Raw genomic sequence first — 21,112 nt, forward strand, 5'->3', positions numbered from 1 at the left:
TCCTGATATGACTGTAAAGAGATCAGAGATTTATATTAATACAGTGCTCCGACCTACTTACAACGTCACAAGAGATCATTTTTTTAAATACATTATGGAAATAAATCTTGCTCATGTTCTTATGTTAAAGAAACAGAAAATATTAAAGGTAGAGGAAGCCGATACGATCCTCCATGCTGCATATAAGATTCTTAAGCAAGGATATGATAAGCAGTACAATTCTCATTTTGAAGATCTATTCTTTATGCTTGAAGACGAGCTAGCAAGTGAGATTGGAGAACAGCTTGTTGGAAATATGCATATTGCTTTTAGTCGAAATGATATGGATACAACAATGTTCCGAATGTACTGGAGAGAAAAAGTTGCCAAATGGATCGATAATATAAACAAACTGCGTTCCGTTTTACTAAACTTAGCAAATGAGCATAAAAATTCCGTCATGCCTGCACATACTCACAATCAACAGGCTCAGCCCACAACACTCGCACATTATCTGCTCGCAGTAGAAAACAATCTGCAGCGGGACGTTCAAAGAGGGGTTGCGCTTTATAATCGGATGAATCTCTGTCCAATGGGAGCAGCTGCATTGGCTACAACAGGGTTTAATATTGATCGACATGATATAAGTCAGAGATTGGGCTTCACAGGGCCCATGTTGAATTCGTATGACGCCATTTCCGCTTCTGATTTTATGCTTGAGACCTCAAGTGTCCTATCCATTTCATTATGCACGCTTTCCAGATTTACTTATGATTTAATCTTCATGTCAACAAACGAAGTGAATACACTTCGTCTTCATAATAAACATGTCCAAACATCAAGTATAATGCCACAAAAAAGAAACCCTTCAGCCCTGGAACATACTCGCGCATCCATTAGTAAAGCCATTGCCGAGTTACAAGGTACTCTATTCTTAGCACACAGCGTACCATTAGGTGACATCGTCGATATAGGGGATGATATCCAGCCTAAATTACAATCTGGTATCCAACAAACAGAAGATATTATTTTATTACTAACTGAAATTTTACATGATTGTACCTTTAATGAAGAACTGCTTTATGAAAGAGCAAAAATCGGATTTTCGACTGTTACCGAAATTTCGGATTTATTAGTGCGAAATCATAACGTGCCATTTCGTACTTCTCATAAAATTGTCAGTTTATTTGTAAAGCGGCTTATCCAAGAAGAAAAAAACCTCTTGCAAGGATCAGCTGCACAAATTAATCAAATTGCCAAGGAATATACGAATCTTACCGTCTCTTTTTCTGATAAAGAATATCATCAGGCAACAAACCCCATGGATTTTATCAGAGTTCGAGATGTTCTTGGGGGACCTGCTCCAATTGAAATAGAACGCCAACGACAAGAAGCACTTGAAGATGTGTCTGCAACAGCTTCCTGGCTTGTTACCGTTTTTTCAAATCTGGAAGGGTATTCATCAAAATTGGTACACGATGCCGGTTTTGGAATAAATAAAAAAAGAACATTTCAGGGGGAGGAAAGTAAATGAAAAAATCATGGTTCAATGCTTGGTTATTGTTAGCAATTTTGTTTTTAGCTGCGTGTTCGGAAGAAGATTCAGATGAAGGGGATTCTGCTGAGGGTGAGGGCACGAGTGATGCTGTGGTAGAGATTGATTACTGGCAATATGCATTTGATTCCAAAGTTAACTTAATGGATGAGCTTATTGCTGAATTTGAAGAAGCCAATCCTGATATTAAGGTCAATCAAACTAATTTTCCATATGAACAATACAATGAAAAAGTAGCAGCTCAAGTCCCTGCAGGAAATGGTCCTAATGTTATTAACCTATTTTACGGCTGGGTACCGCTTTATGTAGATTCAGGTTATTTACAGCCTTTGCCTCAGGATGAATTTCCGCATGAAGAAATTGAAGAGGAGTTTTTTCCAATGGTTGAAGCTACTAAGCTAGACGATGAGTACTGGACAATTCCAACCGCTGTTCGAACATTGGCACTGTTTTATAACAAAGATTTATTTGAAGAGGCAGGATTAGATCCGGAACAGCCGCCAACCAATTGGGATGAATTAGTCGACTATTCCAAGCAATTAACGAAACGTGATGCGAATGATAGATTGGAACAAGCAGGAATGGCTTGGGAACCCTCTCAGCAAGGACATCACTGGTTTAGAGACGCATTAATTTATCAAGCCGGAGGAGAGGGATTAAGTGAAGATAGACAAACAATTAAGTGGGATGACAGCCCAGCAGGCTTTGAAGCGTTTCAATATTGGCTGGACTTTCCTCTAACCCACAAGGTTGCTGAGAGAAACTTCTATACCGATGATGTTACAGCATTTATGACAGGGCATGCTGCGATGAATATAGATGGTTCATTCCGCCTTGGAACGTTGCAAAACGATGCTCCAGATTTGAACTATGGCATTGCACCTTTACCTTCTAAGAATGAAGAAGCAACACAGTCATCCTTCTGGACAAATGGTATCACGGCAACAACAGAAGGGGCAGAACTGGAAGCTTCGGTTAAGTTTTTGAAGTTTTTAACGAGTGATGAAGTGATGGAACGTTGGTTGGAAGAAATTGGTGAGCTGCCAGCGAAACAAAAGGTTGCACAGCAAGATAAATACTTACAAGATGAACGATACGGTGCGTTTATAGAACAGCTGCCAAATGCACAAGCTCACTTCTTCATCGACGAAACAAGAGAACGTGATTTGGTCATTCGAGCTGTGGATCGAGTACTGTTAGAGGGCGTGGATCCTAAAGAAGCTTATGATGAACTCGTTGAAGATACGCAAGCACTCTTTGATGAATATTGGGGAAATCGTTAATTTGATCCATAAGGCAGTATAGGAGGAGCTTAATACTTTCAAGTGACCTCCCCTTTAATTTCCATTAATTTAAGGAAAAACAAGGCGGCAGGGTGAACCATTTACCCTGCCCCGTTCAATAGGAGGCCATTATGATGAATCAGCCATCACAACTATCTGATAAGGCAATCAAGAATGCGATTCCTGAAAAAAAGAAAAGACCAAAATTAACGATGAAGCAAAGCAAATATCTATTCGTCTATATTTGCTTGCTTTTACCGATTATTTTCTATCTCGGAATAAGGATTATTCCGACTCTTTACACCTTTAATATTGGGTTTAGAGAATGGAATATTCTTTCTCCGGAAAAACCTTTTGTCGGATTGGAAAACTACGCTACGTTATTTAATGATGAAGTATTTCGGAAATCTTTAGTGAATACGGCGATCTTTATTGTGATAGGTGTTATCGGTCAAGTAGTCATCGGGCTATTTATCGCCTTATTATTGCAAAGAATAAATAGATTTGTTGGGTTCTTCCGCGTGATTTATTTTATTCCCTATGTCACAAGTATTGTGGCTGTTAGCTGGGTATTTCGATGGTTATTTATGAATAATGGATTTATGAATGAAATGCTTGTGACTATCGGAATACCTCCGCAATTATTTTTGAATTCTCCTAACCAGGCTATCTTTGTCATTATAGGTACAATGATTTGGCAGGCTTTAGGTTTCCAGATGGTAATATTTTTAGCAGGTCTAGAAAATATTCCTTCAACCTTTTACGAAGCTGCAGATGTGGATGGAGCGAGTCCTTTTCAAAAACTAAAAATGATTACCATTCCATTATTAAATCCTACGATTGTGTTTTCAGTGGTGATCGGAAGTATTAATTTTATCCAGGTTTCTTTCACCCAGGTTGTCAACATGAGTGTTGATTCGGCTGGAGGTCCCCTTCATTCTACGCTAACGATTGTTGTCTATATTTATCAATTGGCATTTAGACAATATAGCATGGGGTTAGCTTCAGCAGCAACGGTCGTGTTATTTTTGTTTATCCTCGCCTTAACGATTTTCCAAATGAAAGTCTTAACAAAGAAATTTGATTATTAGAGGGGAGGAGTAAACAGTGAAAAAACGAACAGGTTTGACAATTGTCTATCTTTTATTGATCACTGGATCGATTGCGATGATTTTTCCATTTGTTTGGATGGTTTCAACATCCCTTAAAACAGCCATTGATGTTTATTCACTAAGTATCATTCCGGAAAACCCTACTTTTGCAAATTACATAGCAATCTTTCAGGGATCACCATTCTTAAAATGGTTTATCAATAGTTTAATTATCGCGGTCATAACGACATTAAGTGTGGCATTTTTCGATACGTTGGTCGGCTACATTATTGCTAAATTCCACTTTATCGGTAAAACGATCATATTTATCACGATTTTGAGCACATTAATGGTCCCGACTGAGATGTTGATTATTCCATGGTATTTAATGAGCTCTGAGTTGGGATGGACAGATAGCTATTGGGGTCTTTTATTTCCAGGCTTAATGACTGGATTTGGAGTCTTTCTCATGAGGCAATTTATGGAGTCAATACCTAATGACATCTTGGACGCAGCCAGAGTAGATGGTATGGGAGAATTTAAAATCTTTCTAAAAGTAGCCATTCCTCAAGTATGGCCAGCTATTTCTGCTCTGTGTATCTTTTCGTTCTTGAGTAACTGGAATGCCTTCCTGTGGCCGTTAATCGTCTCGCATTCTGAAGAAGTGTTCACCTTGCCCGTGGGACTGTCCTTTTTGGCATCAGGCGAATTTAACACAAAATGGGAACTGATTATGGCTGGGTCCACCATTACAGCATTACCTTTAATTTTAGTATTTTTTCTGTTACAGCGTTATATTATCAAAGGAATTGTACTTACTGGGATGAAGTGATGGGGCAAGTTAGAAATAATAGCTATCATGCAGTGACATCTTAAAATAAGCATGTTGTCACCCTATTTAAATAATTGATTTTTTGATCTAACAAAAGACACTCATTAAAAGTGTCTTTTGTTCTGTTTAAAAAGAATAAAGATGACATATTCTTGTTGAATAGAGATGGTAATTTCGTCATAATATTTATTTAAAGGTTAGCTTTTTCTTTATTTGAGCTATAATCTAACTATTAATCATTTAAGGGGCGAGAAAAATGACCTCTCTTACAAAGGTTGCAGACTATTTTACTGAAAATAAAGAGTCTCTGGCGGTTGAGATTGTTGAAAATGTTTTGAACAGAATGAAGCTGGAGATTCCTGAATGGGAAAAGGAACTAGCCGTTGCCATGTATATTGAATTCTTCGGTTTTTTAGGAGTTTCGGTTCATTGTGATAAGGATACGGTGCCGGAGGATCTAGTAGAGTGGAGCAAGAAGAATGGTGAGCGTGAAGCATCAGAAGATGGTCGGATTTCTGAGATTCTTATTCGTTATCCAGCTACTCGCGATGTTTTTATTGAGTTTATGACGAACATTGGGTTAATGTATGATCTTTCCTTGGAAGAACATGCGATACTTATTAAACGAATCAATACCATGCTTGATATCAGTCTTACTGAAACTCTTTTAGCGTATGAACGAAAGAGTGATCAGATAATGGAAGAGACCAAAAGAGAAATGGATGAATTATCGGCACCAGTCGTTCCTATTCGTGATGGGGTTGCAGTACTCCCATTGATCGGTACAATCGATTATTCCAGGGCTGCTTATTTATTGGATAAGGTAGTACCAAGAATTGCTGAAATGGAGCTTAATTATCTTATTGTTGACTTTTCAGGGATTTTAACAATCGATATTGAAATTGTACAGTACCTCTATAACATTGAGAGTGTTCTTCGTTTATTAGGAATAAACACAATTGTAACTGGGCTTCGTCCAGATTTAGCCCAAACGGTTGTACTAGCTGGAATTGATATGACTGTCATTCAGACGTTTGGTCATGTTAAACAAGCATTGGAAAGCATCGAATAATATTTTTATGTAGAACGTATATTTTGAATCTTCTCGAAGCATCACTTATTGAAGTGTTGCTTTTTGTCATTTTATTCTAATGAAATTTAAAACTAAATTGTGCGATCATTCCTTTTGATAACCTTTAAATGCATTCTAGGTGTAAAGTATGACAATTCGGGTATTAACTTTGTAATGAAGGGAGAATGACTATGGGCCAATTAAATGAGATAGTTTCACGCTATTTACAAGATAACCAAACAGACATCACGAATGAACTGCTCCCACAAACATTAAATGAACTGAATATTAAATTTTCAGAGAAGGATCTTATCCATCATTATGAAATGCTGCGTTCTCTATTAGATCGTGTATCAGAAAGCTTATTAACAAGTAAAGAAGCTACGGTGGAAAATGAAACAGGCTATGACATTTCTAACTATTTTTTTGATAAAGGTGTTCTGTTAAAGCATACAATTAATGTCCTATGTGTTTTTAGATTGTCTTTGTTAAAGCATCTTCGTCAGTCAGATTTGTTTGAGGACTCCCAAATTCATGAAGGGTTTCTCATTTTGGAAGAAATTATGTTCGCCTTTGATGTGGCGATCCGAACAACAACTCAAAATTTTAATGATAAAGCACAAAAAAATAAAGAAGTTATGGAATACGAATATGATGAAATCTCAGCACCAGTGGTGGTAATCGATAAATCACGTGCAGTCCTTCCTCTCATTGGGAATTTCACGCCAAGGAGACTGCAAAATCTTATTGAAAATACATTAGATCAGGTTTCAAGCAAGAGCGTAAATACGATTATTGTAGATTTTTCTGGGATTGCTACGTTCGATACGTTTGTCGCAAAGCACCTGTTTGATCTAATTGATTCTCTAAAACTTATTGGAACGAAAACCATCATTACAGGTGTTCATCCAAGCATGGCTCTAACTGCTGTTCATTTAGGCGTGGATCTATCAAAGATCGAATCGTATGGTCAGTTAAGACAGTTTTTAAGCAAGAATAGTAAGCCTATGTATAAATAAACAAAAAAGCTGGCAGCGCAGATTGCCAGCTTTTTTGTTCTGTATTTTGCTAAACAGTAGCAGAAGATTTTTTAAAAAATAACGCTTGTTTTTTGAATAAGGGTAGTTTTATTTAATTTAGTATTTTTTGTGAATTCACTATACAAATAGTATGAAATACCGATATTATTTAAAGAAAGGGGTGTAAAATATTATGCGTTACCATAAATTGTCTACCGAGCTATTATTAGAAGCTTATCAAAAAGCGATAAATCTAAGGCTTTCAAGAGATTTTATTTTTATATTAAATGAGGAACTGGTTGCTAGAAATATTAAATTGAAAAACATGATTTGATTAATTAATTGAAAAATCAGTATGGTTCTTTATTGATTTATCAATATTTCTCCTCCTGTTAAGAAGTACGTTAATACAATTGGAGTCAGAAATAAACAGAACGTGAATTGGCAAATGAAATTCCTTTTTTAGTTTGAACCTTTTTGGTGAATCTAATCCCAAAATTTGATCATACTACATGTAAGAAATAGCCACTAAATGAGTGTCCTATGGGACAGACGCACAGGCTATATCATCGGTGGTGATCCTATGAGGAAAATCCTAATCTTACTTGCTCTCGTTTCTATTCTTACAGGATGTGTGACGATGGCGAAGGAGCATGAATCTTACTCCTGGACAAAGCATAGAATTATTGCACATGCAGCTGGAGGAATAAAAGGGAAGGATTATACGAATAGCGAGGAAGCGTTTATAAACAGCTATAACAATGGTTATAAGCTGATCGAGGTCGATCTCTCATTGACGAGCGATGGGAAATTGGTTGCACGCCACGGCTGGAATGAACCGTATGGACAGGATTTTAATGCAGATAGTAAAGCACTGACCTACAAAGAGTTTATGGGACTTCCTTATTACAAAGAGTATACCCCGATGGATTTGAATAAGGTGCTTAATCTTCTGAAAGAGCATCCTGAAGTTTATATTCTTTTGGACGGCAAGGTTTCATCAGCGGAGGATACTGAGGAATTATATGAAAAAGTAGGAGAAGCAATTGAAGAAATAGATGAGGCGATAATTCATCGGCTCATACCTCAAATGTATTATAAAGAGGATCTTGATATTATTAGAAGCTATGGTTTTCACGATGTAATGTACATAGTCGGTCGTGAACAATACAGCGGAAAATCAATTGCAGCTTTTTGTATAGAAAATGATATAAAAGCAGTCGGTCTATCATGGATAAGAGCAAGCGAAACACTAATTGAAGTCCTATCTAAGCACGGCATTGTATCGTATATCTATACCATAAACGATCCTGCTGAAATGTATTCGTATTTTGAGATAGGGGTCCATGGATTTTATACGGATTATATTATGCCTGATGAAATAGAGGACACCCATTGAGGTGTTTTTTTGTTTAAGATTCATTTCTACAAGTTGATTGCTGCGCCCACGAACATTATCGAAAAAGTAAATAGGATAATTATGTCAATTCATGAATGTTTGTTTCAGTTACGTAATAGCCTCATTCAGGCTTCGTGAATACGTTCATGATAATTAGAAAAGAAAGAGGGTGAGAGAATAATATGAGTTTTGTATTTTGAAAATCTGCCGCAATTAGTAGATATGAGAAATACACTGCCAAGAGGAAGTGCGAATTACAGAAAACGAAGCACATCTCTAGCAAATTGTTCAAGAGCCTGGCATCATATAGCCTTACGATGAAGCTTTTAGAAGGTTCTGATGCAGCAGGGCTTTAACAGATAGCACATCGACACATTAGGATAGCCTCGTATTGGCTACCATTTAGTTGTTGAACGAAAATATATCATTGATACACCTAAAGGGAAAAGGCACGTATTGTTTATGCCAATGATGTTGATCTATTAATCTATCATGTAGGAGACAGCAATGATTTTGCAATTGGGATTCAAGCAGTGAAAGCTAGCCATCATAGCGATAGACTAGCTCTATTTATACTAATAAGCAAAGTTTTTTCATTATAACTTAAAAAGTCAATACATATTTCTGCGCTTAACAGCTAACTACATCGATAAATCTAGTATCTAATGCTAAATAAACCCATCTGAAACGTCGTCGATCCCAATGAAAACCGCCCACTGAATTTCTTCCTATAACGATAGGATAGTACCAAAATGAACTGCCGTTGGTTAACCAAATATAGGTGAATCGGAATAAACAAGGCCGTATAACATTTGGGTCTACCATGAAAGTTGTGGTACCTTGAGGCCTAAAGGGCTTTGGAGGGATTTGCTGTGGCGGTGGACTTGCGGGAGGCCCGCTGCTTTGACTCTGGCTGCCTCCTGCTGGAAAAGGAAATCCGCTGCCTGGTCCAGGTCCGCCGCCGGGAAATGGTAAACCTCCGCTTGTCCCAGCTCCGCTACCAGGGAAAGGAATTCCACCAGCTGGAGGTGAAATTCTAAATTCATAATCGACATTTTCGTAATAGATATGTGGATCTCCATAAGGATTTCTATACATAAAACATCTTCCTTTCTTATACGTTATTCGTTTTTCTTACGGCAAATTAGCATTACCATAGTATATAGATCGCATGCTAAGGAGTGAGGGCTATTGTCTTATCCAAAAGAAGTCAGTCTAAATGAAATAGAAAAAAACCTGAATCCGATTTTTTAAAGGAATTCAGGCATTTTTTATGATTTTGATAATGCTATTTTTGTTAATGGCTGAAAAACAATTTACCTTATGTAATTTCAATTCGATCCCCAATAAATGCTTTTCCGTCCGTTATTACTTCAGCATAGACGCCGAATTGCCCAGCGTTATTTTTAACAATTGACTTTAATATATTCTGATCTCTTGGCAGATCCCCTTGGGCAAGTGTAGTCATAACGCAACGTGCCGTGCCTTGCACAACTTTTAATTGAACATGCTCTCCAATTTTTAGGGTTTTGCCAATCCATTCATTTTCTATAAACCCTTCTCCTTCCGGAACATCAATAATTATATTCGGTCTAAAGCGCCTTGGTTCAATTCTGCTTTCTGGGATTAATTTTCTAAGTGCATCAATGGTTGATGTTGTAATAACATGAACCATTGCGATGTCATAAAAAGTCCCTTGTGGAGATTCTCTCGTGAAAACGGAACCAGAATTCTCAAGCTCTTTCATTTCTTCAGGAATATATCCCTCGAACTCAACGCCAGTAGAGGAAGGAGACGATAATGCGACGGTACGGTTAAAGCTATCAGAAAGTCGTTCATTTATATCCTCATCCTTACTTAACACCGTTGTGCCGTCAGGTAACGTTATACGTATAGGCGGAGTAGGACATTCCAGCTGCGGCGGCTTAGTGAAAGCTGCACGATATTGGAACATCCTTGGCCATTTTTTTGGATTTTTTGCATTCGCCAATCTCCCAGTTGCCGGGTCAATTAAGCCAAATGCTCTGTCTCCTAAAAGTCCTTTTTCAGTGATCTCACACGAGTTCATTTCTTCACCCATCATGGATTTAACAGGATATCTCCACAATGAAGCAATTGTTGGGGATTTCATTACGTATCACCTTCCTTAATCAAAGTAAGTAAAACTATCTCAATCTCATTGTGCAATATAAGTATACTATTCGACAAATACTATAGATTTCCTTTATAAAACTTTAAACTTTCTTAATGAGGATAATACTCCTAAAGACACAATAAAATTTGCAGTCTTATATAACAATCCGCCCAACATATCCCGCCTCATCCCCTCATACATTTAACGTAAGAAATTATAGGTTTTCTTACATGTATATAATTCAGTACTGTATGAAAGGAGAGAGCGGGTATGGAAGAAAGAGCGAGGATTGATACACCTACGATTATTCGAACAACTATTTTACTTTTGGCATTAATTAATACAACACTTCAGCTAATGGGATATAAGGTTCTTCCTTTAACACCGGAAAATGTAGAAACTTTTCTAACGATCGTGTTAAATGTAGCTGCAGCTCTAGCTGCTTGGTGGAAGGATAATGATATTCGGAGATCGACGATTGTTAAGAAAAAGAAAGCGGGTTTGAGGAAATAGGCATGCATAAAAAAGGGGGGTCCCTATAAATGCCAAGCATTTATAGGGACCCCTTTCCATCCATGAGCATTAAAAAACAAATAAATACGCAAACGCTACAATAATCGGCAACGTAATAATAGTACGTAAAATAAAAATAAGGACAAGCTCTAAAAAATTCACTGGAATTTTTGAGCGCAAAATGAGTATGCCGATTTCTGACATATAGATAATCTGAGTTAGGGATACTGCTGCTACAACAAAACGTGTAAGCTCACTTTCGATTCCGCTTCCTAGGACAGCTGGAAGAAACATATCAGCAAATCCTATGAGGAAGGTAGGTGCAGCCGCTTCAGCTTCAGGAAGACCCATCAGCTCCAAAATAGGCACAAGAGGGTAAGAAATAAACTGGAAAACAGGAGTATACTCAGCAACCACCAGGGCAAGCGTTCCAAGGCTCATCACAAGAGGGATTAGACCTAGCCAAATATCCAACACGGTTTCAGCACCGCTTTGTGCTATTTTTTTCATACTTTTCGCTTGATTTGCTTTTCGTTTTGCTTCGTGAAATCCCCATTTGACCAGAGAAACACCTTCTGGTATTGAGTCTTCAATTTGCTTTCCAACCGGCTCGTAATAAGTATCTTCCTTACGAGACAAAGGAGGGATTCTTGGCATAATAATGGCTGCTATCAGGCTTGCGACAGTGATGGCAATATAAAAAGGAACAAATAAATCACCTATTCCCGCAACCTCTGCCACAATGAGACTAAACGCAATGGAAACAATTGAAAAGGTTGTCGCAATAACAGCGGCTTCTCTCTTTGTATAATATCCCTCTTCGTATTGTTTTGTTGTGACCAAAACGCCGACCGGGGCGGCTCCCATCCAAGAAGCTAGCGTGTCAATGGATGAGCGGCCTGGCAAGGTGAAAACAGGACGCATAATTTTATTCATTAAAGCACCGATAAATTCCATTAATCCATACTCTACAAGCAGAGGCAGAAGGATTCCGGCGAATAAAAACCATGTCAATAAAACAGGTGCTAAATCATAAAGGACTACTCCCCCTGTATTACGAGATGAAAAGATTTCAGGACCGATTTCGAAATAAGCCATGATTCCAACAGCAAATCCAAACAGCCTGACAATCAATCCGAACGGACCCGTAAAGAAGAGTGTGCGTAAACATGGCGATGATTGCATAAAAGTTGGTTTAACAGTACTGCCAATAAGTGTAGCGAGTGCTGAAAAACCTAGTAAGAATAAAATAAAGGCAGGGATCCATTCTCCAAATGTTGTTTGTAAATAGGAGGCAAACAACCCTACCCCGATCGTGATTGAATCACCAACCTTTATTGGTACTAAAAATAGTAGTGTTCCAATGAGAGATGGTATGATAAATTTCCACGCTGAAGATGAAGGCAATTGCTGATCTTCTTTTTGTATAGTTGACATATAATCTTCTCCCCTAGTTCGAATAAGCCTCTATTGCTTTGTCTAAAACTTCAATTCCAGCATCAATTTGTTCTTGTGAAACGGTTAGGGGAGGAATCATACGAATGACCTCTCCAGCATTTCCGCAAAGATAGAACAATACGCCTCTCTCTAAACAACCATCCAATACATTCATCACAGCTTCGCCATTTGGCTTGCCTGTCTTAGGGTCATGTAATTCAATCCCAATCATAAGGCCCACTCCGCGAATACTTTTAATTAATGAATGCTTTTCTTTTAGTTTTTCTAATTTTTCTTTTGCATAAATCCCCATCATTTTTGAGTTTTCTATTAGTTTTTCTTCTTTTAAAACCTCTAATGAAGCGAGTGCTGCTGAACAAGCAATTGGGTTACCTCCAAACGTTGTTCCATGTGTGCCGAGCGGCCATTGATCCATCAACTCTTTAGAAGCGACGGTAGCACTTAGAGGTAAACCAGCTGCAATTCCTTTTGCAATCGCCATAATATCAGGCGTCACATCAAATGTTTGTGCTGCAAACCAATTGCCGGTCCGTCCAAAGCCTGTTTGCACTTCATCAAAAATGAGCAGGATGCCATGTCGATCACAAATTTCTCGAATTTTTTTAAGCCAAGATGTTGGAGGAATAATATAACCGCCTTCTCCTAGGACAGGCTCAATAATCATACATGCCACTTCCTCAGGATCAACCTGGTGGTTAAATAAGGATTCTGCATCTTTTTCCAGCTTTTCAGGAAAGAATACCTCAGGGTCAATTCCTGCAGGACAATCATCAGGATCGGCATAAGGAAGCTGATAGGTTAACCAGGAAGGCTGAAGATGCTTTCTATATTTGCTTTTTGATGTTGATACACTTAATGCTCCAATCGAACGCCCGTGAAAACAGCCGGTAAAGGAAATGACATAAGGTCGCTTCGTGACATACTTTGCAAGCTTAATTCCGCCTTCAATCGCTTCAGTTCCACTGTTGGCAAAGAAGAAATTATCTAATTTAGGAGGTAGAATTTGCTGTAATTCGTAGGCTAATTTTAGGATTGATTCATAAATAATAACGCCTGATGGGCCATGTATTAGACGGTCTGCGCTATCTTTGATTGCTTGCACAACCTTTGGATGACGGTGACCAACATTTTCAACAGCAATTCCTGAAGTGAAATCTAAATATTGTTTCCCATCCACGCCGTAGTAGTAGCATCCTTCTGCTTTTACAACGGGCAGATTTGGGTGATCCTTGGCCATGCTCGGAGCCAGCAGGTTACCGATGGAGCTTATTAGGTCTTGCCAATTTGGTTCTGAATTACTCATTTGAAGTCCTCCCATTTTCGTTAATGGAATATTTTTGCAGCTTTCGAACGACGGATGGCTGGCTAATCCCTAATACCTTTGCCATTTCCGTTGTGGTTCTATATCGTTTTTGTGCGTTATGAAGCACTTTTTTCTCTACATGTTCTAAAATGAGGGGAAGTGAATGTCCTTCGAGATCAATGTCCATTTGCTCTTCCTTTTGTGGACGATAAATAATCGGTAAATTCTCACTTGTGATTTCAGTTCCATCACACTCGATAAAGCTTCGTTCAAGCACATTTTTTACTTCCCGGAAGTTTCCTCTCCATTCCAATTGAAGGAGATGCAGATACAATTCATCTGACAGCTTGCGATGTACATGGTATTTTTTTTGAAATAACTGTACGTAATATGTGATTGCCTCACCTAAATCCTCTGCTCTTTTTCGGAGAGGCATTATATGAAGAGAGACAATATGCAGGGTGTAGAAAAGCTCTTCACGAAATGATTTGTTCATCACGGCCTCCTCAAGGCTTTGTTCACTTGTCGCAATCACGCGAAAATCGTTATATTCTTTCAGTAATCGAGTGAGAGTGGCTTGGGAGGCAAGTGAAAGCTGATCAATCTCCTTTAACACTAATGTTCCGCCTTTAGCTAAAGCGAAATAACCGGCAGCTTTCTGTCTGGTTTCTCCAGTAAAAGCAATGTCGAAGACAGCATCTGGTATCGTTCCGCAATTCACCACGATAAATGCAGCTTCTTTTCTTGAACTATTTTGATGAATGACCTTTGCCAATGTGCTTTTTCCTACACCACTTTCACCTTGAATGACCACGGGGGCATCTAGTGGCGCCATCTTTTGCACGGTCTTCATCAGCTGTTGAGAAGATCTACTTTCCATGATAAAACCGTCAACTGTTAAATGCTGTTCACGAAGAAGCGTCAATTCTTCCTTTACCTTGCTCATTTCAGTTTCTAATTCCTTCAAATATTCTTGGATGACAATTAGCTCTGAAACATCATATGAATAACTAATGACAAATTCGACTTCATTTTCATCATTGAATAAAGGGATTCCAGTGATTAGTACTTTTTGACCATTAGGTGTCGTTTGAATTGTCACCACTTTTTTCATCTTTTTCAGAACTAGTGGTGTAATGGCTGGAGAAAAAATCCCGCGCTTTTCTAGTACATAAACCGATTGCCCTAATAGTTCTGATGGGGACATACCGTAATGGATTCCGCTAATCTGAGTAACTTTTATGACATTGCCGTCTCGGTTGGTCACAATTATATCTTCGTCATATGTATCAATGATTTCCTCGTCAGCATTCGTCAGCAAATACACGGGAAAGGTTCACTCCTCCGGAAATTTTTATGTTTATTCATTAATGCATATAATTATACAATAATGAATAATAAATATGCAAGATGATTTATGAATATTAGTAGGTATTTTTTCTTCTATTGTGGAAAAAATTGAATTTTAGTCCAAAGAAGCTTAATTAGAGATGGGAGTAGCATGGTTTATACAAAAATATAAATATATAGGTAATATTTGTTTGTGTATGCAAGGGGGTCTCTCGATTGGTTGAGCTGAGAAAACAGGATGTCATAAACGACTGATTAAAAATTTTATGCTTAAAAAAATAGTAAAGACCTGATTATTGAGATATAGTCTAGGTGAAAAGAGCGTTCAATCACAATGTAAATCAACACTTGTGAGCCTAAGCTGGTGATTGAGTGTCTTGTAGAATAGAGAATACACATAAGACTGAGAAAGAAAAGGTGTTTTAAATGAAATCATATATTGTAGTAGGAGCGGGTATCCTAGGGGCATCGACAGCTTATCATCTTGCAAAAGCAGGAGCAAAGGTTATGCTGGTTGATCGTAATGATCCTGGTCAGGCGACAGATGCTGCAGCGGGGATTGTATGTCCGTGGCTATCACAGAGGCGGAATAAGGCTTGGTATAGTCTCGCGAAGTGCGGAGCGAGATATTATGCTGAATTAATTCAACAATTAGCAGCGGATGGGGAAACAGCAACAGGGTATAAAAAGGTTGGGGCCATTAGTCTTCATACAGATGAGAAAAAGCTGGATCAAATGGAGGTAAGAGCAAAGAATAGACGTGAGGATGCACCGGAAATTGGTGAAATTACACGCTTGAATCCGGCCGAAACGAAAAAGCTATTTCCGCTATTATCTGATGAATTCAGTTCTTTGCATATAAGTGGTGCAGCTCGTGTTAGTGGAAAAGCACTTCGACAATCACTCATTCAAACTGCTCAAAAACATGGGGCGGTGTTTGTACATGGAGAGGCAGTTTTAATAAAAGAAGGAAACAAAATAACAGGGGTTAAGACAGAGAATGAACAATTTTTTTCTGATCAAGTTATTGTCACGGCAGGAGCGTGGGCCAATGAATTGCTTCTGCCGCTAGGGATCAGTTTTCTTGTCACGATGCAAAAAGCACAAATTGTTCATCTTCATGTGGAGGGAGCAGAAACAAGCGATTGGCCTGTTGTCATGCCGCCCAATGATCAGTACATTCTTTCTTTTGAAGAAGGCAAAGTGGTGGTCGGAGCAACACATGAAGACAATACCGGTTTTGATTCCCGGGTGACTGCAGGGGGACTGCATGAAATTTTCGATAAAGCCTTGTCCATTGCTCCTGGACTAGCTGATAGTACGATGCTGGAAACGAAGGTAGGGTTTCGTCCATTCACTCCAGGCTTTCTCCCTGTAATCGGGAAGGTGCCGACGGTTGAAGGATTGCTGGTCGCTAATGGTCTTGGCGCTTCAGGATTAACCGTTGGACCTTATCTTGGTGCAGAACTCGCGAAGATGGCATTAGGAATGGAAACAGAAATTGATGTAAGTCTTTATGATGTAGCTGGAGCGGTTAAAATGAATTGTGAGTAACGGAGCATTTATAAGATTCCAGGGTGAAATTCTTCTCGGATTTTTAGCTCATAAAAGTAGCATGTACATTATAGTAGGAATTAATCACTCCCGTTTGCCTGTCAGCACTTCCTTATGCAAGCGTTTTTATTTTCATAAATAATATGTTCTTACACATGAGTTAAATTTGATTTTTTGGAAAATCTAATGATGAGTTTTTGAACTTGACCATTCGTAATGGAAGAAATAAAAACGCAAGGGAAAGGACTGATTGATAGATGCTGACAGATGCACAAATTTCCATGCTTCATTCACAGTTAATGGAGAGAAAAAAAGAGCTCGAAATACAGTTTGAGCATAATGATCATTTCCAGCTGCAAAGAAGCCTGTCTGATTCAACAAGGGAGCTGTCTGTTTATGATAATCACCCTGGGGATATAGGTACAGAGCTTTATGAACGGGAAAAAGATATCGCGCTGAATGAACATGACAGATTTGAATTGAAAGCGATTAACCAAGCATTAGAGGCCATTGAAAATGGAACGTACGGACAATGTGCTACATGCTCAGAATTCATTCCGCTTGAACGTTTAGAAGCCCTGCCAACAGCCTTATACTGCATTAAGCATACCCCTGACCAGGTGATATCCAGAAATAGGCCTATAGAAGAAAGCATATTGACACCTCCTTTTGGCAGATTTGACATGGATACGAAAAATGAAAATGTAGCCTACGATGCAGAGGATTCATGGCAGGATGTAGCGAGGTATGGAACTTCGGAGTCTCCCTCTGATTTTTATAATCCTCCAGCTGAATATGACAATATGTATGTCGAATACGAAGAAAACCTTGGGTACGTCGAGGATTATGAAAATTTTGTGGGAGTAGACATCAATGGTGAAAATGTCACCATTTATCCTAATAAGCAGCACGAGAGATATGAGGATTTATTAGATGAAGAAGGTATTATGACCACTTATGGGGACTTGCCTGTATCCGAAGGTGAGCCGTATACACATAAGAAATAAATTACCCCTGCTATTCAATTTTGAATAGCAGGGGTAATTGCAATTAAATAAATAATGATGATCAAACGGTTCGATCTATCTATGCCTAATGGATTTTCTTCCTTACTTGTGATACCATTTATTTTTACACAAAAAGAGGACGTGACTTAATTGATAAACATCAAAATCCCTGCAGTTGATATGAGCATTACAGAGCGTACGCAAGCCCCAAACGGAAACGAACCAGAAATCAAAGCGATTCATGGCTTTATTGATTTTCATGAAATTCCAAGGGATAAAGGCGGCATTTTTATGTTTTACAATATCAACGATGAGCTGCTCTTCGTTGGAAAAGCAAGAAAGCTAAGACAGAGAATTAAAAAGCATTTTGAGGATACTGTATCACCGATCAAAAATTATCGTGATGAAGTATACAGAATAGATGTCTCTATTGTAGAAGAACCGATGGATCGAGAAATCTATGAGACCTATATAATTAACACGCTTCAGGCCAAATATAATATAGACAAAGTATTTTATAAATGATTCAAAAACGTATTGAACGATAGGAGCCGCACTAGATTAGACTCAATTCCTTTTCAGGGATTGAGTTTTTTTATTGTAGGGAGAAATTATGCTATTTGCGCATGAAAGTCTTTTATAAAATAACCATAGTCATTTTGGTTTATTTATATAGGTGTTTAGGTCGAACATGCTCTACATATATTGATAGGATTAGTTTTTGGACTTATGATCGAATTGAAAGAATACTACAAATATAGGAGGAGTTTCTTTGAAAAATGCAAGAATAATAGTTATGTTTTCCATTATGCTGGCTTTAGTATTTTCTTCTTTCGGAGTTGCTGACCAAGCTTTGGCTCATAAAAAGAAAAATGATAACACCAATGTGACCCGAGCTCAGTTTGTGGAAGAATTGGTCATGACACTGGGCATTGATCTTCAATCACCGGAGGATCTTCCTTTTGAGGATGTTTCTGTCGAACAAGCACCCTTTATAGAGGCGGCGCACAGAACTGGGATTATTGAAGATAATGCCTCTGTTTCTTTCATGCCTAATGAAAAAATCACCCGTGAACAAGCTTATGTGTTTCTGATCCGTTCCCTCAATCTGCGAGATGAATACCCAAGTAAAAATTTGAAGAAATTTAAAGATCATCGTACTTTTTCAAAAGAAACTACTTCTGAAATCGCTGCTGCCATTGAATTTGGCTTAATCGTTGGCGAAAAAGATAAAACAGCGAAACCGAATAAGCTATTGACACAAAAAGAATTGCGCGAGTTAATGAAGCGCTTTGAAAAAAATATCGAGTTTTTGCCAGTGATCCACACGAATGACTTGCATGGCCGAATTGTTCATAATGCCAATAATGGTGAACTAGGCTTTGGGAAAATTAGCAGCATTATTGATAATGTCCGTGAAGAAAATGATGATATGATGCTTTTTGATATGGGCGATACCTTACATGGAACACCTGTTGTTAATCTTTCTCAGGGGCAGCCTGCCATTGATGTGTTAAATGAACTTGAGTATGACGCGATGGTTCCAGGAAACCATGATTTTAACTATGGTCAGGACCGTTTGCTGGAAGCGATTGATCAAATGGATTTTCCCGTTGTATCAGGGAATATATTAAAAAACGGCCAGGCATTTCTTAATGGCTACACCATTATTGAACGCGATGACAAAACATTTGGCGTTATTGGAATGACAGCTACAGATACAGCAGTAAAAACAAGTCCGAAAAACATTGAAGGGATTACGTTTGAGGATGAGGTAGCTATGACACAAGAGATTGTCGATGAGATTAAAGATGACGTTGATCATATTATTGTCATATCACATTCTGGTCTTGAGACAGATGAAAACATCGCAGATCTTGTAGAAGGGGTGGACGTTGTGTTTGGCGGCCACAGTCACGATACCATTGAAACACCTGTTATATATACACAAGCATATATAACGCAAGCGTTTGAATATGGAAAAGCACTCGGTCATACAAATCTTGTCTTCTATAAAGATGAGTTAATTGGAGTAAACGGATTCCTTTACCGTGACAGTGAAGACAAGCAGGAAGATAACGACATCGTTTCACTTATTAAGGTTTACGAAGATCGAGTTGATGAATTATTAGGTCAAGTAATTGGTTCTACGCCTGTTAAGCTGGAAGGGGATCGGCGATTTGTGCGTACACAGGAAACAAACCTCGGTAACCTGATTGCGGATGCCATGCGTACATCGTTGGATGCAGATATTGCTTTTACTAATGGCGGTGGTATTCGAGCAAGCATTGATGCGGGTGATGTTACTCGCGGAGATGTAGAACAGGTATTGCCTTTCATCAATACGCTGGTTCAGCTAAATGTTGACGGTGCAGCGATTAAACAAGCACTAGAGCACTCGGTTCGATTATATCCCGCTGAAAATGGCGGATTCCTTCATGTATCAGGATTGACCTTTACGTTTAATCCTGCAGCACCTTCAGGATCCCGTATACAAGAAGTATATATTGGTGGACAAGCACTTGATCCTGCAGCGTCTTATTCTGTTGCAACCAATGATTTTATAGCCGTTGGCGGAGATGGCTATAGTATGTTTAGCAGTGATAAAATTGCATTTGACAGTGGAGAATTGTTAAGCTCAATTTTAATTGAGGCCTTAAATTCGGGCCAGCCAATTCCACCTGTGGAAGGCCGTATTACAACAACAAATTAACGATTTTCCCATCTCCTGAACCATTTGGAGATGGGATTTTTTATATACATGAAATTTTAATGCTAAAAATAATAACGGTACGCCATTGGCGCACCGTTACCTTGCAAGAAGATCGAATATGGTTTATACGACATGTACCTGCTCTCCGACAAACACCTCATTTACATGATAATGAATTGACATTGAGAATCCCGTTCTGGGTCAGTTCGATGTACGTCCAAAGCCAACACCCCATTTGGAGTTATTTCGTTCCTTGCCTTATTATAATGGACATTTTTCAAGTTCTTAATCCTAGGTAATTTATCCTTTACTAAATTCGGGTATTTATGATTAGTATTCATTCTCTCTGTAAAAAGAGAGCTCTCTTTGCCTCCAAAAATTACCCTCATACAATAAAAAAATAAAGCCACAATAAGAAAGACACAGCTGGTATTGCTGTGTTAATCAGCTTAAACTTCGGAGGGATTTATTATGGGGAAAAGAAACAAATCGAAGCGTTTTACTCAGCAAAGTAAAGATTCGGTTTCAAGGCATGATTCAAAAATCCCTTACCACATGACGCTCGCCGAAGCAGAAGCCTTAAAATTAAGAAGCAATTCAGGTGTAATTGAGGATACTACTCTTGGAGGGTTTTAAATGAAAAACAAATTATTCCAAGAAGCAAGAGGGTTTGTAAACCAAGCGATCACCAGTCAAAAAGAGCATGATATAGCAAGAGCTAAAAACAGTCTTTCATCCGCGTTTGCGAATTCAACTTTAGCAGAGCAAGAACAGCTAAGTGAAATGCAGAAGGAATTAAAGCAAATAGAAATGCTGTAAGAAAGGTATTAGAAAGACTGCCGGAATTTCT

Annotated in this window: 20 protein-coding genes; 15 read left to right on the forward strand and 5 right to left on the reverse strand. The window is 38.4% G+C overall.

Features of this window, described 5'->3' with window-relative positions; translation table 11 throughout:
* Window positions 1-7 precede the first annotated feature (7 nt).
* The 8 genes from argH to KP78_RS10010 all read left to right on the forward strand — a co-directional run bounded on the left by argH (window position 8) and on the right by KP78_RS10010 (window position 8,230).
* The gene (gene argH / locus KP78_RS09980; protein ID WP_052474750.1) at window positions 8-1,513 is read left to right on the forward strand and encodes an argininosuccinate lyase; all 1,506 of its coding nucleotides are present in this window, start codon (window positions 8-10) and stop codon (window positions 1,511-1,513) included.
* Window positions 1,510-2,817: an extracellular solute-binding protein gene (locus KP78_RS09985; protein WP_084219943.1), complete on the forward strand. Its 1,308-nt coding sequence runs from the start codon at window positions 1,510-1,512 to the stop codon at window positions 2,815-2,817. Before argH ends, KP78_RS09985 begins: the two co-directional genes overlap by 4 nt.
* 134 nt (window positions 2,818-2,951) lie before the next feature.
* Window positions 2,952-3,908, forward strand: a complete 957-nt coding sequence (locus KP78_RS09990) for a carbohydrate ABC transporter permease (protein WP_200889222.1) — start codon at window positions 2,952-2,954, stop codon at window positions 3,906-3,908.
* A gap of 16 nt (window positions 3,909-3,924) precedes the next feature.
* A complete protein-coding gene (locus KP78_RS09995) occupies window positions 3,925-4,740 on the forward strand; it encodes a carbohydrate ABC transporter permease (RefSeq protein WP_041088543.1) in 816 nt (271 codons plus the stop codon).
* Window positions 4,741-4,996: 256 nt separating this feature from the next.
* Entirely contained in the window at window positions 4,997-5,812 is an 816-nt protein-coding gene (locus KP78_RS10000) for an STAS domain-containing protein (protein ID WP_041088545.1), read from the forward strand.
* Between the two features lie 191 nt (window positions 5,813-6,003).
* A complete protein-coding gene (locus KP78_RS10005; RefSeq protein ID WP_041088547.1) occupies window positions 6,004-6,831 on the forward strand; it encodes an STAS domain-containing protein in 828 nt (275 codons plus the stop codon).
* 193 nt (window positions 6,832-7,024) lie between these two features.
* A complete protein-coding gene (gene sda, locus KP78_RS19150) occupies window positions 7,025-7,165 on the forward strand; it encodes a sporulation histidine kinase inhibitor Sda (RefSeq protein ID WP_084219947.1) in 141 nt (46 codons plus the stop codon).
* A 198-nt stretch (window positions 7,166-7,363) separates the two neighbouring features.
* On the forward strand, window positions 7,364-8,230 hold the full coding sequence (locus tag KP78_RS10010; protein WP_084219949.1) for a phosphatidylinositol-specific phospholipase C/glycerophosphodiester phosphodiesterase family protein: 867 nt from the start codon (window positions 7,364-7,366) through the stop codon (window positions 8,228-8,230).
* A 630-nt stretch (window positions 8,231-8,860) separates the two neighbouring features.
* Here the strand turns inward: KP78_RS10010 and KP78_RS10015 are convergent.
* Both KP78_RS10015 and KP78_RS10020 read right to left on the reverse strand, forming a co-directional pair.
* Window positions 8,861-9,328 carry a hypothetical protein gene (locus KP78_RS10015; RefSeq protein WP_041088551.1) on the reverse strand — a complete coding sequence of 156 codons (468 nt, stop codon included), beginning with the start codon at window positions 9,326-9,328 and terminating at the stop codon, window positions 8,861-8,863.
* 223 nt (window positions 9,329-9,551) lie between these two features.
* Window positions 9,552-10,361: an MOSC domain-containing protein gene (locus tag KP78_RS10020; protein WP_041088553.1), complete on the reverse strand. Its 810-nt coding sequence runs from the start codon at window positions 10,359-10,361 to the stop codon at window positions 9,552-9,554.
* A gap of 273 nt (window positions 10,362-10,634) precedes the next feature.
* On the opposite strand from KP78_RS10020, the gene KP78_RS10025 reads away from it, so the two are divergent.
* Window positions 10,635-10,877 carry a phage holin gene (locus tag KP78_RS10025; RefSeq protein ID WP_041088555.1) on the forward strand — a complete coding sequence of 81 codons (243 nt, stop codon included), beginning with the start codon at window positions 10,635-10,637 and terminating at the stop codon, window positions 10,875-10,877.
* Window positions 10,878-10,946: 69 nt separating this feature from the next.
* On the opposite strand, the gene KP78_RS10030 is transcribed toward KP78_RS10025, so the two are convergent.
* The 3 genes from KP78_RS10030 to KP78_RS10040 are packed head-to-tail and all read right to left on the reverse strand — an operon-like array spanning window position 10,947 to window position 14,965.
* Window positions 10,947-12,314 carry a YjiH family protein gene (locus KP78_RS10030; protein ID WP_052474751.1) on the reverse strand — a complete coding sequence of 456 codons (1,368 nt, stop codon included), beginning with the start codon at window positions 12,312-12,314 and terminating at the stop codon, window positions 10,947-10,949.
* Between the two features lie 13 nt (window positions 12,315-12,327).
* Window positions 12,328-13,638 (reverse strand): aspartate aminotransferase family protein, encoded by a 1,311-nt coding sequence (locus KP78_RS10035; protein WP_041088557.1) that lies wholly within the window; start codon window positions 13,636-13,638, stop codon window positions 12,328-12,330.
* On the reverse strand, window positions 13,631-14,965 hold the full coding sequence (locus tag KP78_RS10040) for a sigma 54-interacting transcriptional regulator (protein WP_041088559.1): 1,335 nt from the start codon (window positions 14,963-14,965) through the stop codon (window positions 13,631-13,633). Before KP78_RS10040 ends, KP78_RS10035 begins: the two co-directional genes overlap by 8 nt.
* A 449-nt stretch (window positions 14,966-15,414) precedes the next feature.
* Here KP78_RS10040 and KP78_RS10045 point away from each other — a divergent pair, with 449 nt between their 5' ends.
* The 6 genes from KP78_RS10045 (at window position 15,415) to KP78_RS10065 (ending at window position 21,081) form a co-directional block, all read left to right on the forward strand.
* A complete protein-coding gene (locus KP78_RS10045; RefSeq protein ID WP_041088561.1) occupies window positions 15,415-16,542 on the forward strand; it encodes an NAD(P)/FAD-dependent oxidoreductase in 1,128 nt (375 codons plus the stop codon).
* Between the two features lie 257 nt (window positions 16,543-16,799).
* Window positions 16,800-17,549 (forward strand): TraR/DksA C4-type zinc finger protein, encoded by a 750-nt coding sequence (locus tag KP78_RS10050; protein ID WP_041088563.1) that lies wholly within the window; start codon window positions 16,800-16,802, stop codon window positions 17,547-17,549.
* 150 nt (window positions 17,550-17,699) lie between these two features.
* A complete protein-coding gene (locus KP78_RS10055) occupies window positions 17,700-18,074 on the forward strand; it encodes a nucleotide excision repair endonuclease (protein ID WP_041088565.1) in 375 nt (124 codons plus the stop codon).
* A 247-nt stretch (window positions 18,075-18,321) separates the two neighbouring features.
* Entirely contained in the window at window positions 18,322-20,262 is a 1,941-nt protein-coding gene (locus KP78_RS10060; RefSeq protein WP_041088567.1) for a 5'-nucleotidase C-terminal domain-containing protein, read from the forward strand.
* A gap of 471 nt (window positions 20,263-20,733) precedes the next feature.
* Entirely contained in the window at window positions 20,734-20,898 is a 165-nt protein-coding gene (locus KP78_RS20305) for a hypothetical protein (RefSeq protein WP_162835590.1), read from the forward strand.
* Window positions 20,899-21,081 carry a DUF3813 domain-containing protein gene (locus KP78_RS10065; RefSeq protein ID WP_041088569.1) on the forward strand — a complete coding sequence of 61 codons (183 nt, stop codon included), beginning with the start codon at window positions 20,899-20,901 and terminating at the stop codon, window positions 21,079-21,081.
* Window positions 21,082-21,112 lie beyond the last annotated feature (31 nt).

Source organism: Jeotgalibacillus soli (assembly GCF_000829435.1).
GTDB classification, from domain to species: Bacteria; Bacillota; Bacilli; order Bacillales; family Jeotgalibacillaceae; genus Jeotgalibacillus; species Jeotgalibacillus soli.

Excerpts from the sequence above, each read along its gene's own strand:
- KP78_RS10000 (WP_041088545.1), top strand. The coding sequence starts at position 4,997 with ATGACCTCTCTTACAAAGGTTGCAGACTATTTTACTGAAAATAAAGAG.
- KP78_RS10020 (WP_041088553.1), bottom strand. The coding sequence starts at position 10,361 with ATGAAATCCCCAACAATTGCTTCATTGTGGAGATATCCTGTTAAATCC.
- KP78_RS09985 (WP_084219943.1), top strand. The coding sequence starts at position 1,510 with ATGAAAAAATCATGGTTCAATGCTTGGTTATTGTTAGCAATTTTGTTT.
- KP78_RS10025 (WP_041088555.1), top strand. The coding sequence starts at position 10,635 with ATGGAAGAAAGAGCGAGGATTGATACACCTACGATTATTCGAACAACT.
- KP78_RS10035 (WP_041088557.1), bottom strand. The coding sequence starts at position 13,638 with ATGAGTAATTCAGAACCAAATTGGCAAGACCTAATAAGCTCCATCGGT.
- argH (WP_052474750.1), top strand. The coding sequence starts at position 8 with ATGACTGTAAAGAGATCAGAGATTTATATTAATACAGTGCTCCGACCT.
- KP78_RS10015 (WP_041088551.1), bottom strand. The coding sequence starts at position 9,328 with ATGTATAGAAATCCTTATGGAGATCCACATATCTATTACGAAAATGTC.
- KP78_RS10005 (WP_041088547.1), top strand. The coding sequence starts at position 6,004 with ATGGGCCAATTAAATGAGATAGTTTCACGCTATTTACAAGATAACCAA.
- KP78_RS10010 (WP_084219949.1), top strand. The coding sequence starts at position 7,364 with ATGAGTGTCCTATGGGACAGACGCACAGGCTATATCATCGGTGGTGAT.
- KP78_RS10030 (WP_052474751.1), bottom strand. The coding sequence starts at position 12,314 with ATGTCAACTATACAAAAAGAAGATCAGCAATTGCCTTCATCTTCAGCG.
- sda (WP_084219947.1), top strand. The coding sequence starts at position 7,025 with ATGCGTTACCATAAATTGTCTACCGAGCTATTATTAGAAGCTTATCAA.
- KP78_RS09990 (WP_200889222.1), top strand. The coding sequence starts at position 2,952 with ATGAATCAGCCATCACAACTATCTGATAAGGCAATCAAGAATGCGATT.
- KP78_RS10065 (WP_041088569.1), top strand. The coding sequence starts at position 20,899 with ATGAAAAACAAATTATTCCAAGAAGCAAGAGGGTTTGTAAACCAAGCG.
- KP78_RS10050 (WP_041088563.1), top strand. The coding sequence starts at position 16,800 with ATGCTGACAGATGCACAAATTTCCATGCTTCATTCACAGTTAATGGAG.
- KP78_RS10045 (WP_041088561.1), top strand. The coding sequence starts at position 15,415 with ATGAAATCATATATTGTAGTAGGAGCGGGTATCCTAGGGGCATCGACA.
- KP78_RS20305 (WP_162835590.1), top strand. The coding sequence starts at position 20,734 with ATGGGGAAAAGAAACAAATCGAAGCGTTTTACTCAGCAAAGTAAAGAT.